This window comes from Curtobacterium sp. MMLR14_006 (assembly GCF_001864985.1).
Classification (GTDB): Bacteria; Actinomycetota; Actinomycetes; order Actinomycetales; family Microbacteriaceae; genus Curtobacterium.
Map to the genome: position 1 here is coordinate 61,988 of NZ_MJGU01000012.1, position 15,370 is coordinate 77,357.

Genomic DNA, 15,370 nt, shown 5'->3' on the forward strand with positions numbered 1-15,370 from the left:
GGGTCAGGCGGCGTTGCGCACGTCCGGCGTCGGGGCGGTCGCCTCGACGCGGGTGGTGTGCATCGGCAGACCGACGGACGCCGTGTGCAGGCGCGTGAGGCGCGACCAGGTGCCGCGGTTCGCGTCGCTGATGCCGTCGACGATCACGAGCCGAGCCCGATCGTGATGAGTGCGAGCGCGGTGGCCGTCACGCCGGCGATGCCGCTGACGAGGGCGCTCAGCTGCAGGGTGCGCTGCCGACGGGCCTCGCGTACTTCCGAGAAGGGACTCCGCCGTGACTGGCGGACCAGCGTGCTGGTGCTCATGTCGACCGCTCCGATCTGTGGCATCCGGGATGGATGCGTGCTGCTGGTCCCCATGCTGCCACGCCTTCACTAGTTCGCCTAACTACTTGGAACGCTGAGCGAAAAACGGACAGAACGCCCGTTCCCTACGTCAGTACGTCCCGCAGGTCGTAGGCGGAGGGGACTTCCAGCTGGTCGAACCCGCACGACCCGGCGTCGCGGTCGGGACGCCACCGTTCGAACTGCACGGTGTGCCGGAATCGGTCGCCCTCCATCTGGTCGTACCGGACCTCGAGGACCCGCTCCGGCGCCAGCCGGACGAACGACGTGTCGCGACCCGACGAGAACCGCGAGCGTTCCCCGTCACCGGTGACGGGCCTCCCGTCCGCATCGCGCAGGACGACGGGGTCGAGCTCGTCGACCAACGCGAGTCGGCGCTTGTCCGAGAAGGCGGAGACGCCGCCGACCTGCCGGAGCTCGCCGCCCTCGCCGTACAGACCGACCAGCAGCGACCCGACCCCCGAGCCGCTCTTGTGCACGCGGTACCCGATCGCGACGACGTCCGCGGTGCGGTGGTGCTTGATCTTGAGCATCGTCCGCTTGCCCGGTTCGTACGGCTTCGCCCGACGCTTGGCGACCACGCCGTCGAGCCCGGCGCCCTCGAAGGTGGTGAGCCACTCTCGGGCCTGCTCGACGTCGAGCGTGGTCCGGGTGACGAACAGCGGGTCCGTCATGCCGCCGGCGAGCTGTTCGAGGCGCTCCCGGCGCTCGTCGAACGGCCGGTCGACCAGGTCCTCGCCGTCGACGGCGAGCAGGTCGAACGCCACGAACTGCGCCGGCGTCTCCGCGCTGAGCTTCGCGATCCGCGAGGCCGCCGGGTGGATGCGCTGCGACAGGGCCTCCCAGTCCAGGTGCTCCGCGCCCGCTTCGCCGGACCGCAGGACGACCTCGCCGTCGAGCACCACCGGGTGGTCGCGGCCGCCGAACTGGGCGCGGAACGCCTCGACGAGCTCGGGGAAGTACCGGGTCAGGGGCTTCGCGCCGCGGCTGCCGATCTCGACGTCGTCCCCGTCGATCGTGACGATGCCGCGGAAGCCGTCCCACTTCGGCTCGTACCGGAGCCCGCCGGCCACGCTGTCGGGTTCCGGTACCTCGGCGACGGCCTTGGCGAGCATCGGTGCGATCGTCATGGGTCCTGTGTACTCGGGTGCGGCCGCGCGCTCGCGTCGCTGCGCGCGGGGTGGCGCGGGGCGGGGCGCTGCGCGCTTCGTGAGCAGAAGATGTCGGGTCCGGCGCGACGACCCGACATCTTCTGCTCACCATGTGCAGGCGGGCCGGGCGGGACGGGCCGGGGGCGCCCAGGAGGCGCGGGTCGCCCCGGCCGGTCGCGCTCGGTGAGCAGGAATGGTCGGGTCAGGTGCGACGACCCGACATCTTCTGCTCACCATCGGCAGGCGGGGCGGGCGGGGTGCGCTGCGCACTTCGTGAGCAGAAGACGTCGGGTCCGGTGCGACGACCCGACGTCTTCTGCTCACCAGGTGCGGCCAGGAGGCCCGGATCACCCCGGCCGTGCGACCAGCGTCGGTAGGGTGGCCGGCGTGACGACCGAGCCACCACCGGCAGCGCCGGCGCCGGAACCGATCAGCCCCGTGCAGGCCGCCGCACTCCGTGAGGGTGTGCTGCCACCCGTCGAGGAGGTCCGGCCGGGCATCTGGACGCTCGCCGTCCCGTTCCGCTCCGGGGTCGTCGACGCCACCCTGGTGTACGTGGTCGAGGGGACCGACGGCTCGCTCGCCGTCATCGACCCCGGCTGGTCGGCCGACGGGGACCTGGACGCGCTCGACGGGGCGCTCGCCGCGGTCGGCCGTTCGGTCGACGAGGTGTCGCTCGTCGCGGTGACGCACCTGCACGCCGACCACCTCGGCGCGGCGGCCGCGATCCGGCGCCGGACCGGGGCGCGGGTCGCGATGCACGGCCTGGAGGTCGAGGGGCTCCGGCGCGAGCGGTCGGACGCAGTGGCCAACGACGCCGACATCGCGACGTGGGGCCTGCCGGGAGACCTCCGTGCCGGGGTCGTCGCGGCGTGGGGGAGCGGGCGGCGGATCGGGCTCGGCAGTGCCGAGGAGCCGTTCGCCGACCTGCTGCTGGCGGACGCCGACGAGCTACCGATCCCCGGGCGGTTGATCCGGACGCTGTGGACCCCCGGGCACACGGCGGGGCACGTGTGCTTCGTCGACGAGGCCGACGGCCTGCTGTTCACCGGCGACCACGTGCTGCCCCGGATCAACTCGGGGATCGGTCTCGGCGGTCGGACCGTCACGAACCCGCTCGGCGACTACCTGGCCTCGTTGGCGCTGCTCGAGCCGTACGCCGACCTCGAGGTGTGCCCGGGGCACGAGTACCGGTTCCACGACGTCGTGTCCCGCGCCCGGGTGCTCGCGCGGCACCGCGAGGAACGGTCACGGCACGTCGCAGCGGCGCTCGACGCGCTCGACCGGCCGACGCTGTTCGAGGTCGCGGCGCGGGTGCCGTTCAGCGGGGGCATCGGGTCGATGACCGGGTTCCTGCTGGCGAGTGCGGTCACGCAGACCGCGTTCCACGTCGGCCTGCTCGGGCGGTCGGACGAGATCCGTCCCGCCTGACCGTTCCGGCGCGGCCGCGGCCGCGCCTTCGCTCAGCCGAGCGTGGCGGCCAGTCGTCGAACGGTGGTCTCCGCGTCGGCGAACGCGGCGGCGGCGTGGTCGGCCAGCGGTGCGAGGTCGGGCAGCCGGTCGGCGAGGGTCGCGCTCACGGTGACGGGGTGGTGCTGCATGCCGAGGGCGGTCCCGAGGATGAGGTGCAGGACGGGGGAGCCGTGGTCCCAGTCCTCGGTCGGGGTGCCGACGTCATAGGTCCCGCCGCGGCTCACCACGGTCACGACCGGTCGACCGGCCAGCGGCTGCACGTCCCCGGCGAGGACACCCGGCACGTGCACACGGTCGATCCAGACCTTGAGCGTGGACGGCACCGTGTAGTTGTACAGCGGTGCGCCGATGACGACGACGTCGGCGGCGAGCAGCTCGTCGATGACCTGCTGGCGGAGTGCCTCGGCCTCGGGCGGCACGGTCTCGTCGGCGGTGCGGTCCGCGGCGGCCCAGTGCAGGGCGGCGGTCTCCAGGTGGGGCAGCTGGTCGGCGTGCAGGTCGCGCCGGACGACCGTGTACTCCGGGCCACGGGCACGCCAGGCGTCGGCGAACGCGGCGGTCAGCGCCCGTGATCGGGAGTGTGAGCGGTCGGCCGAGGAGTCGATGTGCAGCAGCGAGGGCATGCCGCCCACGCTACCGGCGCGGACGCGGAACGGCCCCGCGGTCCCTGGACGGGACCGCGGGGCCGTTCGTGACCGTGCGTCAGCGCTGGGTGTGGCGGCGTCGCAGGGCGCGGGCACCGACCAGGCCGGCACCGGCCACGAGCAGGCCGAGGGCCCAGGGCAGGGCCCCGGTGGCGTCCGAACCGGTGTAGGCGAGCTGGCCACCGGTGTTCACCGGGGTGACCGGCGACGCAGCCGGGACCGGCTTCGGCGCGACGACGGGCGCGACCGCGGTCGGCTGGACGTCGACGGCGAACGCGGTGCTGAAGTCGCCCGACGAGACGGTCAGATTGTGGACCGACGCGTGCGGGAAGGTGACGTTGACGATGCCGGCGTCTCCGTACTCCGCGTCCGGTGCGATGACGTCGCTCGCGACGTCCGACGAGACGGTCGGCAGCAGTACGGGCGCGTCCTCGTCCAGGTCGCCGGCCAAGTTGCCCCAGCGGTCCACGAGGCCGCCGGCGACGATGAGCGTTCCGCCCTGCTTGATCGTCGGGCGACCGCCCTCGGCGTAGCCTTCGGGCCCGCCGACGGTGATGACGCTGCCGTCGGGCTGGACGATCCAGATCTTCCGGTCGTCGAAGTCCTCGTCCTCGTCGAACAGGCCCGCTCGGTCGGTCGTGTAGACCATGATCCCCGCCGGTGCGCCGGCCTCGACGTTCAGCTGGACGTACTGCGTGACGGACTCGGTGCCGCTCGTCGCGGTGACGGCGAACTCCCAGTCGTACGCGTCGGTCGCGGTGCCGCTGAGCTCACCGGTCGAGGCGTCGAACGCGAGGCCCTCCGGCAGCTGGTCCGCCGGGGACCAGTCGTCCTCCGGGTACTCCTCGGCGAGTTCGGCGTCGTCGGGGTCGAACCAGGCGAGCGCGTACGTCGGCGTGGGCGAGCCCTGGGCGCGGAAGACGTGCGAGAACGCGTCACCGGCCGTGGCCGTCAGCTGCAGCGGGTGCTTCCGGCTGGTGCCCTCGGTGGTCGGGGTCCCGTCCGCGGCGAGGAACGCCGGGTCCTGGGTGACGGGGGCCGTCGCCTCGGAGGTCACCGTGGTGGTCTCCGTCGCGGCGGGCAGGGTGCCGGTGACGGCGACCGTGATGGTGGTGCGGACGTCGGTCGGGTCGACCTCGTAGGTGGCGGTCTTCGACAGGACGAGACCGTTGGCGTCCTTCCACGCGTACGTGTAGCCGAGGTCGCTGTCGAACCCGGTCGTCACGGCGCTGAGCAGCGAGCCGACCTTCGGCTTCCCCTTGATGGTGACGGTCGCGTCCTCGGCCTGCACGGTGACGTCCGGCGTCGGGGTGGCGTCCGGCTTCGCGGTCGCCTCGGGTGCGGGCGCTGCGGGCGCTGCGGGCGACACCGGCGCAGCCGGTTCGGTGGTGGCCGGGGTGGTCGGCTCGTCGGCGGGGACCTGCGGAGCGGGCGTCTCGTCCGCCGGCGCCGGGCTGTCCGACGGGGCCGGCTCGTCCGAGGGCGCCGGGGCCGGGGTCTCCTCGGTGACGACGGGCTGCGTCGTGTCGAGCGGCTCGGCGGCGCTGGCGGCGGTCGCGGTCATGATGCCGAGTCCGGTGGTCAGGCCGACGAGCGCGACGGTGGTGCCGACGGCGCAGGCGCGACGGACGGCGGAGGTGCTGCGGTGCACGGGTTCCCCCCAGGGTTCAGGTCCGGCGGCTCGCCGGATCATGTACATCTGCCGAGAATTCGTCGGCGTTCTCGGATCGTAGCGGGGCGATCACGCCGGAACGGGCGCCGAGACGCGAATGTGACCCGGGCTGGGGGCACCGCGCGCCGGTCCGCACGTGCGGGACGACGGACGGGAGGCGCGGGGCGGCGCCGCCCCGTGCCTCCCGTCCGTCCGTGGTCGCGTCTCAGGCGCGTCGGCGACGCAGACGGTGCACCAGGAGGCCGCCGCCTGCGGCGAGCAGGCCCAGTGCCCACGCGAGCGGGGACGACGGGTCCGCGCCGGTGAACGCCAGTCGTCCGGTGCCTGCGCCCGCGCCCGGGGTGGTCGCGGCGGGTGCCGCCACCGTGGCGGAGATCTCGACCGGGACACGGACCGACACGTCGTCGATCGTGACCGTCACGATGTGTCGTGACGCGTCGACGAACCTGATGCGCGGCTCGAACGCACCGTTCGGCAGCGTGACCTCGTCGCTGGCGACGCTGCTCGTCACGACGGGCCGGCGGTCGTCGGCACCGGCGGCCTCGTTGCCGTACGCGTCGACCGGCGTCACGCGCAGGTGCATCGTCGAACCCTGTGACGCGGGCACGGCATCGGTGGGGACGACTTCGGTGCTCTCGGCGAAGACCTCGCGGAGCCCGTCCTCGTCCTGCAGCCACGCCCGCGGCGTACCGACGACGCCGACGAGCAGCCGGATGCCGCTGGTCGCCGCCGGCCGGATCACCAGGTGGACGTACGCCGTCGCGGCCCGGGAACCGTTCACCGCCATGACCTGGAAGTCGTACGAGCCGGCCACCGTCGGCGTGCCGCTCAGCACGCCGCTCGTGTCACCCACGGCGAGACCGTCGGGGGCCGTCGGGTACTGGTTGCCCGGCACCGGGAACGCGGTCGGCCCGCTCAGCAGGACGTAGTGCAGCTCCGTCGACGAGCCCGTCGCGGTGAAGGTGCGCTCGATCTCCTCGCCCGCCGTCGTCTCGATCCGGATCGGGGACTCCGGCGACGAGGGCTCGGTGAACGTGATGGTGTCCGGCGCGGCGGGTTCGTCGGTGTCCTCGGCGCCGACCACGACCTCGAACGACGTGGACACGCCCCCTTCGGACACCGTCAGGGTCCGGGTGCCGGGCCCGCCGAAGGTCACGGTGTTCGAGGAGTCCCCGTCGTGCCACACCGCAGCGTCGGAGTCGTCCGTGCTCGTGACCGTCGACCGGGGGTAGGCCGGACCCGGCGTGGTCCGGTTGCCGTTCGCGTCGACCGCCAGCCCGGCGAGCGTGAGCGGGGTGTCCTCGGCGACGGGGACGCTCGGCACGGTGCGGACGCGGCCCTGACCGGAGGCCTGCTCCCAGATCGTGCCGTCGGTCTCGACCTGCCACATGCCGTCGTGGTCGGGGGTGGCGACGGCGAACGTGACGCCCACCGGGTCACCGGGCGCCACCGTGAGCTCGACGTACTGCGTGACCTCGGTCGAGCCGCTCAGGGCGACGACCTGGAACCGGAAGGTCCCGGCCTCCTTCGGGGCGCCGCTCAACACACCGGTGTCGACGTCGACCCAGTAGTCGGAGGACAGGGCGTCCTGGATGGCGTAGCCGACGGTGCCGTCGCCGCCGGTGGTCGGGAACGCGTGCGTGAAGGGTGTGCCGCTCGTGGCGGTGAGCTCGATCGGGTCGTCCGCGGTCGACGGTTCCGTGAAGGCGAGGTCGCTGCCGTCCTCGGCCGCCGCGTCCGGCTCGTCGGCGGGCGTCGCGGGCGCGGCGGGTGCGTCGGCTGCTGCGGGCGCTGCGGGCGTCGCGGATGCTGCGGGCGTCGCAGGTGTTCCAGGTGCCGCGGGCTCGGGTGCCGCGGGCTGCGGTGTCGCCGTCTCAGGGGCGGGAGCCGACGTCGGGTCGGTGGACGGGCCTCCCGGCCGGTCGTCGGTGTCGACCGTCGAGACGGGCGCGACGGGTGTACCGGTGCTCGGGTTGCTCGCGGTGCTCGTGGCGGCGGTGGGCTCGGCCGCGACGGCGGTCGCGGCGCCGACGCCGAACGCCGACGACGCGGTGACGATGGCGACGGCCGCGCCGATGGCGGCGACCCGTCGCGTGGTGGAGGTGCAGGGCTGGTTCACGGGATCCCCCTCGGATGCCGGTCGGGGCACCGGCTGGTGCCCTCATCCAGGAGGTGTCGTGCGCGAACCGATCCTGACGGACCCCCGGGTCTCGGTTCGGTCACGACGCCGGTCAGGGGCAGACCGGGGTGGACGGGTCAGTCGCCGACGGCGGCGGCTGCCCGCTCGAGCGCGGCGCGGAGCGCCCGGACCGCCGGCGAGGACGACCCCGCGGTCCGCACGACGGTGAAGATCGTGCGCCGCGGTCGCTCCGGCAGGTCGAGCAGCCGGCAGGTCGTCGTCCGGCCCGTCCACATCAGGTCGGGCATCAGGCTGACGGCGTTGCCGGACTCGACCAGCCGGATCTGCGTCTGCAGGTCGGCGGTCTCGTACCGGACGTCCGGCTCGAAGCCCCAACGTCGGCAGACCTGCTCGGCGAAGTGCCGTGAGGCGGTGCCCCGCGGCTCCATGACCCAGGGCATGGCCGCGGCGTCCTCGAGCGACGACACCGGCAGCAGCGCGGTGTCGAGCGGGGGGAGCGCCAGGCGGACGGCGTCCGTCGTCAGGTCGGAGCGGTCGAGCCCCGACAAGTGGGGTGCGGCGTGTGCCGGGTACTGCTCGGCGATGACCATGTCGAAGTCGCGCGCCCACGTCTCGTTCAGGGCGGTCTCCGGCTCGCGCTGCACCATCTCGACCCGCACGTCCGGGTGCTCCGTCGCCATCTCGTGCAGGGCGTTCGGCATGAGCGCGAGCGCCGCTGACTGGAACACCGCCACCCGGACCCGGCCCTGCACCGCCGGCAGGGTCTCCTCGACCTGCGCCTGCGCCTGCTCGAGCACGTCGAGCACGTGCCCGGCCGCGGACACGAGCACCTCGGCCTGCGGGGTGAGCTGCAGGCGTCGCCCGGCCTTGCGGAGGAGCTGCACGCCGGCCTCGCGCTCCAGGGCGCTGAGCTGCTGCGACACGGCCGAGGGCGTGAAGTTCACCGCCTCGGCGACGGCCGCGATCGTGCCACGGATGGAGAGCTCCCGCAGGAGCACGAGGCGGCGGACGTCGAGCATGTCGACACGGTAGTACAGCTTCACGGTACTCATCAGAAGAGATCGCTTCCGCTACCGCATCGGTGGCCGCCACACTGATCCCATGACGACGTTGCACGAGGAATCCGCCACCGACCACGACGCCCTGGCGGACCAGTCCGTCGCCCTCGTCCGGCAGTGGCTGGCGGACGCCGAGTCGTACCCGGTCGACGGGTCCGCGAAGCAGCTCGCCGGTGTCCTCGCCGACCCCGCCGGGCTCGACTTCGCGGTCGGCTTCGTCGACGGCGTCGTCCGCCCCGAGGACCTCACCGTCGCCGCGCGCAAGCTCCGCCAGATCGCCCCCGACGCCCCCGGGTTCCTGCCCGCCGCCATGCGTGGCCTCGTGCGGCTGGGCGGCGGGATGGCACCGGTGCTGCCGAACGTCGTCGTCCCCGTCGCCCGCCGGGTGCTCCGGAACATGGTCGGGCACCTCATCGTCGACGCCACCGACGCGAAGCTCGGCCCCGCCATCGCGAAGATCAAGCGCGACGGCGTCCGGCTCAACGTCAACCTGCTCGGCGAGGCCGTCCTGGGCGAGCGCGAGGCCGCCCGCCGCCTCGAGGGCACGCACAAGCTGCTGGCCCGCGACGACGTCGACTACGTCTCCATCAAGGTCTCCTCGACCGTGCACCCGCACTCCCCGTGGGCGTTCGGCCACGCGGTCGACGACATCGTCGAGCAGCTCCGCCCGCTGTTCGAGCGCGCCGCCGCCGCGACCCCAGCGAAGTTCATCAACCTCGACATGGAGGAGTACAAGGACCTCGACCTGACCATCGCGGTCTTCACGAAGCTCCTCGACGAGCCCGCGTTCCTGCACCTCGAGGCCGGCATCGTGCTGCAGGCGTACCTGCCCGACGCGCTCGCCGCGATGCAGGAGCTGCAGGAGTGGTCCGCCGCCCGTCGTGCTCGCGGCGGCGCCGGCATCAAGGTGCGCCTGGTCAAGGGCGCGAACCTGCCGATGGAGCAGGTCGAGGCGTCCGTGCACGGCTGGCCGCTCGCCACCTGGCACACCAAGCAGGACTCCGACACGAACTACAAGCGCGTGCTCGACTGGGCGCTCACCCCCGACCGCATCGAGAACGTCCGCGTCGGCGTCGCCGGGCACAACCTGTTCGACGTCGCGCACGCCTGGCTGCTCGCCGGGGAGCGTGGGGTGCGGGACGGCATCGAGTTCGAGATGCTGCTCGGCATGGCGCAGGGGCAGGCCGAGGCCGTCCGGAAGACCGTCGGGTCGCTGCTGCTCTACACGCCCGTCGTGCACCCCGGTGAGTTCGACGTCGCGATCGCCTACCTGATCCGCCGCCTCGAAGAGGGCGCCTCGCAGGACAACTTCATGTCCGCCGTGTTCTCCCTGGTGTCCTCGCCGCCGCTGTTCGCCCGTGAAGAAGCACGCTTCCGCGCCTCGCTCGTGCCGCTCGCGACGCCCGAGGGCCTCGAGGCGCCGGCATCCCACCGCGTCGCCGACCGCTACGCGGCCGTCGGTCGGCCCGGCCCCGGCCACTTCGAGAACACCCCGGACAGCGACCCGTCGGTCGCCTCCGTGCGTGCTTGGGGTGACGCGATCACCGCGCGGGTCGCCTCGTCGACGCTCGGTGTCCGCGCCGTCCAGGAGGCCCGGGTCGACTCCGCCGCGTCGCTCGACTCCGCGCTCGGTCGCGCGAAGGCCGCCGGTGCGGTCTGGGGCACCTGGTCCGGTGCCGCCCGCGGCGCCGTGCTGCACGCCGTCGGCGACGCGCTCGAGGCGAACCGCGCCGCCCTCATCGAGGTCATGGCCGCCGAGACCGGCAAGACGATCGACCAGGCCGACCCCGAGGTGTCCGAGGCGATCGACTTCGCGCACTTCTACGGCACGCTGGCGTCTGCACTGGACGACGTCGACGGCGCCACCTTCACGCCGGCCGAGCTGACCCTCGTCGCACCGCCGTGGAACTTCCCGGTCGCGATCCCCGCCGGCTCGACGCTCGCCGCACTGGCCGCGGGATCCGCCGTCGTGCTGAAGCCCGCACCGCCCGCCGAGCGCTCCGGCGCCGTGCTCGCCTCGATCATCGAGACCGCGCTCGACGCCCACGGCGCCCCGGCCGACGTCCTCGCGTTCCTGCAGGTGTCGGAGAACGACCTCGGGCAGCAGCTCATCGCCTCGCCCATGGTCGACCAGGTCATCCTCACCGGCGCGTACGAGACGGCCGAGCTGTTCCGCTCGTTCCGCCCCGACCTGCCGCTGCTCGCCGAGACCTCGGGCAAGAACGCGATCATCGTCACGCCGTCGTCCGACCTCGACCTCGCCGTCAAGGACGTCGTCGCGTCGGCGTTCGGGCACGCCGGCCAGAAGTGCTCGGCCGCGTCGCTCGTCGTCATGGTCGGCTCGGTCGCGAAGTCGAAGCGCTTCCGCAACCAGCTGCTCGACGCCGTGTCCTCGCTCACCGTGGGCTACCCGACCGACGCCGCGACGCAGATGGGTCCGGTCATCGAGCCGGCCGCGGGGAAGCTGCTCGAGGGCCTGACGACGCTCGGCGCGGGGGAGTCCTGGGCCGTCGAGCCGCAGCAGCTCGACGAGACCGGCAAGCTCTGGAGCCCGGGCGTCCGACAGGGCGTCCGCCGTGGCTCGGCGTTCCACCGCACCGAGTACTTCGGCCCGATCCTCGGCATGATGACCGCCGATTCCCTCGACGAGGCGATCGACATCGTCAACGAGGTCGACTACGGCCTGACCTCGGGCCTGCACTCGCTCGACCCGGCCGAGATCGGACGCTGGCTGTCGCGCATCGAGGCGGGCAACCTCTACGTCAACCGCGGCATCACCGGTGCCATCGTCCGCCGCCAGCCGTTCGGCGGGTGGAAGAAGTCGGCCGTCGGTGCCGGGACGAAGGCCGGTGGGCTGAACTACCTGCTCGGGCTCGGGTCGTGGACGCCGGCTGTCGCCACCGAGGGCTCGGCCGTCTCGGCACCGGTCTCGGCGTTCGCCCGGGCCACCGGTGTGACCTCGGAGTCGCTCGACCGTGCGCTCGCGTCCGACGAGCAGGCATGGTCGACGCTGTTCGGCACCGCGGCTGACGTCTCGGCGCTGTCCGCCGAGCGGAACATCGCCCGGTACCTGCCGTTCCCGTCGGTGCAGGTGCGGCTGGCCTCGGTCGACGAGGACGCCGTTCCCGAGCTCGTCCGGGTCGTCGCCGCGGCACTGCGGGCCGGCACGACGATCGAGGTCTCGACGGCGGCGACGCTGCCGTCCTCCGTCGCCTCGGCGATCCGCGCGCTGCCGATCGTCCGCTCGCTGTCCCAGACCGTGTCCGACGAGTCCTTCGCGAGCTCGGTGGCGTCCGGCCCGTCGACCCGGGTGCGGCTCATCGGCGGGGACACCCCGGCGCTGTACACGGCCGTCGAGGGCCGTCCGGACGTCGCGGTCTACGGCGGCCCCGTCACCGAGGCCGGGCGCCTCGAGATCCTGCCGTTCGTCCGGGAGCAGGCGGTGTCGATCACGGCGCACCGCTTCGGGACGCCGAACCACCTGACGGACGGGCTGATCTGATCCCGCACGGACCCGACGCCCGAGCGTCCCGACGCCGTTCCCTGGGGATCGTCGGCGCCGCCCTACTCCTGCCGGCACAGGGCGGCTGGCTCGCCTTCGCCCTGCGCGACGGCGGGGCGTGGTGGCTCGCCTGGGCCGTCGTGCTCGTCGGCTTGGTGGCCTGCACGGTGGTGACGGCCGCGCAGGCCCGCCGGCTCGAGCCGACCGGTCGGCCCGTGATCGCCACGCCGGTGAACGTCGCCGTGCTCCTGGCGCTCCTCGGCTGGATCCTCGTCGCACTCGTGCGCTGACGGCGCACGGTCGTCCGGCGCCGGAGCTGTCCGGTCGCCGCACGGTCTGGGGGCGCTCGGAGGGACAGCGCGTTGCCTCGGAGCCGCGCCGCAACCACGGCGCACCCGGCGGTCCCGCCGGACGATCCCTGAGGAGCACCACGATGACCGAACCCTTCGCCCGCCCGACCGCGCTCGCCCACGTCCGGGTGACCGTGACCGACATCCACCGCAGCAAGGCGTTCTACCAGCAGCTGCTCGGCACCGATCCGGCCATCGACTTCAGCGACCAGGTCGACGAGCCCGGTGTCCGCGAGGACCGCGAGCGGTTCTACGGTGGCGCGGTGTTCCGGCTCGGCGACCAGGTGTTCGGGCTCCGGCCGGTCGCCCCCGCGGGGCAGACCTTCAACCCGGACTCGGTCGGCCTCGACCACGTCAGCTTCGTCGTCGGGTCCGTGGACGAACTGCACCAGGCCGCCGCGCGGCTCGACGCCGCCGGGGTCGAGCACGGCGAGGTGACCGACCTCGGCGACGCCGGCATGGTGATCCTGTCCGTGCAGGACCCGGACGACATCAACCTGGAACTCGCCGCCGTCACGGGCTGACGGGCCGGAGCGCCGGTCGGCGGGGCCGTCCGGTCCGGACCGGTCCGGTCTCGGTCCGGTGCGGCGTCGACCTGCTGCGGGGTCGACCTGGTTCGATTCCGGCCCGCACAACCAAGGTGCTCCCGAACCGCGCGATCGCGTGGTTCGGGAGCACTTCGGTTGTGCGCCAGCGCGCAACGGGCGACAGGCGCCGGTGCGCCGCTGGCGCTCAGTCGGCGGCGGCGGGCTGCCCGGCGGTCATCGTGCTCGTCACGAGCTCGCGGAGCGACGCCGGCAGGGGGACCGGTCGGCGGGCGCCCTCGCGGTCGATGATCACGTGGACGAACTCGCCGGTGGCGAGGAGCGCGCCGTCGGACTGGCGGAACAGGCCGAACTCCCACGACAGGCTCGTGTTGCCGAGGTGCTTCGAGCGCATCCCGACCTCGATGACGTCCGGCCAGACGGCGGACTCGACGAAACGGCAGCTCGACGACACCAGCACCGCGATCCACTCCGACGAGAACGGATCGAGGCCGGCCTGCTCGCGGAACCAGTAGGTCGACCCGTTGTCCATGGCGCTGTAGTAGATCGTGTTGTTGACGTGGCCGAACATGTCGTTGTCGTTCCAGCGCGTGGGGTAGACGCGGACGAAGGGGTAGTCGTCGATGGTCATGGTGCTCCGATCGGTGGGGTGTCCGGGCTGGGGTTGCGGCCCGGTCGCAGGACGTACTCGAACGCGGCGCGCGCTCGGACGGGGTCGGGAGTCTCGCCGGAGATGAGGTCGGCGTAGGTGAACGACTCCGAGATCCGCACGAGCAAGCGTGCCAGTTCCTCGGCGGAGAGTGGTGCGGGGTCGAAGTCGCCGGACGACTGCTCCTCGACCACGAGCGCCGTGACGCGGCCGACGAACCGGCTCTGCACGTCGCTGTCCCGCGTCGTGAGCAGGCGGAGCGCCCGTGCCGGCTCGCGGGTCAGGAACGCCCGGAAGTAGGGCGCCTCGATGAGGTCGGCGGTGAACCGGTCGAGCACGTCGACGATGCGGGCGGCTCCGGTCGCCCGGTCCTCGTCGGCGGCGCGGGACGCCCGGTCGAGCGTCGGGACCGCCAGGGACCAGAGGATCTCGGACAGCAACCGGTCACGGTTGCCCACCCACCGGAACAGCGACGTCCGGTCCACGCCGAGCGAGCCGGCCAACGCCCCCATGTCGATGCGTGAGCCGGCGATGAAGGTGTGGCGGGCCTCCCGGAAGGCGCGCAGCGCAGAGTCCGATGTGTACACGCGAGTCTCCCTTGCAACGTTTTCGAGAATGATGCATCGTTGGTTCCATGTCAACGACGGCGCTCCCGACGACCCTGCTCGAATCGGACTTCTACGGCTTCCAGCAGCAGCTGTCAGAGCCGGAGCGAGCGTCGATCGGGCGGCTGCGCGAGTACCTCGAGCGTGAGGTCGCGCCCATCGCCGACGGCTACTGGGCACGGGCGGAGTTCCCGATGCAGGTGATCGCCCCGCTCGCCGAGCTCGGCATGTACGGTCCGGGCATCCCGCTCGTGCGCCACTTCGAGAACTCGGCGGTCTACCGCGGGTGGGCAGCCCTCGAGCTCGGGCGTGTCGATGCGAGCGTCGCGACCTTCATCGGCGTGCAGTCGGGTCTCGCGATGAACTCCATCGCGGTCGGCGGGAGCGAGGAGCAGCAGCGCGAGTGGCTGCCGCGCATGGCCGCGGGCGAGCTCGTCGGCGCGTTCGGCCTGACCGAGCCGCTGTCCGGAAGCGACTCCGCACGCGGACTCCGGACGACCGCGCGGCGTGAGGGCGACACCTGGGTGCTCGACGGCGAGAAGCGCTGGATCGGCAACGCGACCTTCGCCGACGTCGTCGTCATCTGGGCGAAGGACGTCGCGGACGAGCAGGTGAAGGGCTTCCTCGTGACGACGGACACCCCCGGCTTCACGGCCACCAAGATCGAGGACAAGATCGCCCTGCGCGGGGTGCAGAACGCCGACATCGTCATGCAGGGCGTCCGGGTGCCGGAGTCGCGCCGCCTGCAGCGCGCCGACTCGTTCCGGACGACGGCCGAGGTGCTCCGGCTCACGCGCACCGAGGTGGCCTGGCAGGCCATCGGCATCGCGGTCGGCGCGTACGAGGCCGCGCTGTCCTACGCGCGCGAGCGCATCCAGTTCGGCAAGCCGATCGCGGCGCACCAGCTCGTGCAGGACCGGCTCGTGCAGTCGCTCGGCAACATCACCGCGTCGATCGCGCTCTGCACGCAGGCCTCGGCCATGCAGGACGCCGGCGTCGGGGGCGACGAGCACTCGGCGCTGGCCAAGGCGTTCGCCACGGCGAAGATGCGCGAGACCGTCGCCTGGTGCCGCGAGGTGCAGGGCGGCAACGGCATCGTGCTCGACAAGGGCGTCGCCCGGTTCTTCGCGGACGCCGAGGCGATCTACTCGTACGAGGGCACGCGCGAGGTCAACACGCTCATCGTCGGGCGGGCGATCACGGGGCAGGCCGCGTTCGTCTAGGCCGGGGCGGCCGG

At 72.9% G+C, this 15,370-nt stretch carries 14 protein-coding genes; 5 read left to right on the forward strand and 9 right to left on the reverse strand.

The window, feature by feature from the left end:
• Nucleotides 1–3 precede the first annotated feature (3 nt).
• The 3 genes from BIU94_RS17700 to BIU94_RS03925 all read right to left on the reverse strand — a co-directional run bounded on the left by BIU94_RS17700 (nucleotide 4) and on the right by BIU94_RS03925 (nucleotide 1,474).
• Nucleotides 4–147 (reverse strand): hypothetical protein, encoded by a 144-nt coding sequence (locus BIU94_RS17700; RefSeq protein ID WP_175472185.1) that lies wholly within the window; start codon nucleotides 145–147, stop codon nucleotides 4–6.
• Nucleotides 144–305, reverse strand: coding sequence for a hypothetical protein (locus BIU94_RS17705; RefSeq protein ID WP_175472186.1), 162 nt, complete (start codon nucleotides 303–305; stop codon nucleotides 144–146). The genes BIU94_RS17700 and BIU94_RS17705 overlap by 4 nt, the downstream gene beginning before the upstream one ends.
• A 125-nt stretch (nucleotides 306–430) precedes the next feature.
• Complete coding sequence (locus BIU94_RS03925) at nucleotides 431–1,474, reverse strand: ATP-dependent DNA ligase (protein WP_071254435.1); 1,044 nt, start codon at nucleotides 1,472–1,474, stop codon at nucleotides 431–433.
• A 408-nt stretch (nucleotides 1,475–1,882) separates the two neighbouring features.
• On the opposite strand from BIU94_RS03925, the gene BIU94_RS03930 reads away from it, so the two are divergent.
• On the forward strand, nucleotides 1,883–2,926 hold the full coding sequence (locus BIU94_RS03930; RefSeq protein WP_175472187.1) for an MBL fold metallo-hydrolase: 1,044 nt from the start codon (nucleotides 1,883–1,885) through the stop codon (nucleotides 2,924–2,926).
• Between the two features lie 32 nt (nucleotides 2,927–2,958).
• On the opposite strand, the gene BIU94_RS03935 is transcribed toward BIU94_RS03930, so the two are convergent.
• The 4 genes from BIU94_RS03935 to BIU94_RS03950 all read right to left on the reverse strand — a co-directional run bounded on the left by BIU94_RS03935 (nucleotide 2,959) and on the right by BIU94_RS03950 (nucleotide 8,443).
• Nucleotides 2,959–3,591 carry an FMN-dependent NADH-azoreductase gene (locus tag BIU94_RS03935; protein WP_071256167.1) on the reverse strand — a complete coding sequence of 211 codons (633 nt, stop codon included), beginning with the start codon at nucleotides 3,589–3,591 and terminating at the stop codon, nucleotides 2,959–2,961.
• 79 nt (nucleotides 3,592–3,670) lie between these two features.
• On the reverse strand, nucleotides 3,671–5,263 hold the full coding sequence (locus BIU94_RS03940) for a putative Ig domain-containing protein (protein WP_071290553.1): 1,593 nt from the start codon (nucleotides 5,261–5,263) through the stop codon (nucleotides 3,671–3,673).
• A 226-nt stretch (nucleotides 5,264–5,489) separates the two neighbouring features.
• The gene (locus tag BIU94_RS17710; protein ID WP_071254442.1) at nucleotides 5,490–7,403 is read right to left on the reverse strand and encodes a hypothetical protein; all 1,914 of its coding nucleotides are present in this window, start codon (nucleotides 7,401–7,403) and stop codon (nucleotides 5,490–5,492) included.
• Between the two features lie 137 nt (nucleotides 7,404–7,540).
• Nucleotides 7,541–8,443 (reverse strand): LysR substrate-binding domain-containing protein, encoded by a 903-nt coding sequence (locus BIU94_RS03950; protein WP_071256171.1) that lies wholly within the window; start codon nucleotides 8,441–8,443, stop codon nucleotides 7,541–7,543.
• An 82-nt stretch (nucleotides 8,444–8,525) separates the two neighbouring features.
• Here BIU94_RS03950 and BIU94_RS03955 point away from each other — a divergent pair, with 82 nt between their 5' ends.
• From BIU94_RS03955 to BIU94_RS03960, 3 genes are all read left to right on the forward strand, one after another.
• Nucleotides 8,526–11,984: a bifunctional proline dehydrogenase/L-glutamate gamma-semialdehyde dehydrogenase gene (locus BIU94_RS03955; RefSeq protein WP_071254444.1), complete on the forward strand. Its 3,459-nt coding sequence runs from the start codon at nucleotides 8,526–8,528 to the stop codon at nucleotides 11,982–11,984.
• A gap of 140 nt (nucleotides 11,985–12,124) precedes the next feature.
• Nucleotides 12,125–12,274 (forward strand): hypothetical protein, encoded by a 150-nt coding sequence (locus tag BIU94_RS17715; protein WP_175472188.1) that lies wholly within the window; start codon nucleotides 12,125–12,127, stop codon nucleotides 12,272–12,274.
• Nucleotides 12,275–12,417: 143 nt separating this feature from the next.
• On the forward strand, nucleotides 12,418–12,858 hold the full coding sequence (locus BIU94_RS03960) for a VOC family protein (protein WP_071254446.1): 441 nt from the start codon (nucleotides 12,418–12,420) through the stop codon (nucleotides 12,856–12,858).
• Between the two features lie 208 nt (nucleotides 12,859–13,066).
• On the opposite strand, the gene BIU94_RS03965 is transcribed toward BIU94_RS03960, so the two are convergent.
• Complete coding sequence (locus BIU94_RS03965) at nucleotides 13,067–13,510, reverse strand: thioesterase family protein (protein WP_071254447.1); 444 nt, start codon at nucleotides 13,508–13,510, stop codon at nucleotides 13,067–13,069.
• On the reverse strand, nucleotides 13,507–14,115 hold the full coding sequence (locus tag BIU94_RS03970; protein ID WP_071254449.1) for a QsdR family transcriptional regulator: 609 nt from the start codon (nucleotides 14,113–14,115) through the stop codon (nucleotides 13,507–13,509). Before BIU94_RS03970 ends, BIU94_RS03965 begins: the two co-directional genes overlap by 4 nt.
• A 47-nt stretch (nucleotides 14,116–14,162) precedes the next feature.
• On the opposite strand from BIU94_RS03970, the gene BIU94_RS03975 reads away from it, so the two are divergent.
• Nucleotides 14,163–15,356, forward strand: coding sequence for an acyl-CoA dehydrogenase family protein (locus tag BIU94_RS03975; protein WP_071254451.1), 1,194 nt, complete (start codon nucleotides 14,163–14,165; stop codon nucleotides 15,354–15,356).
• The last annotated feature ends 14 nt before the right edge of the window (nucleotides 15,357–15,370 follow it).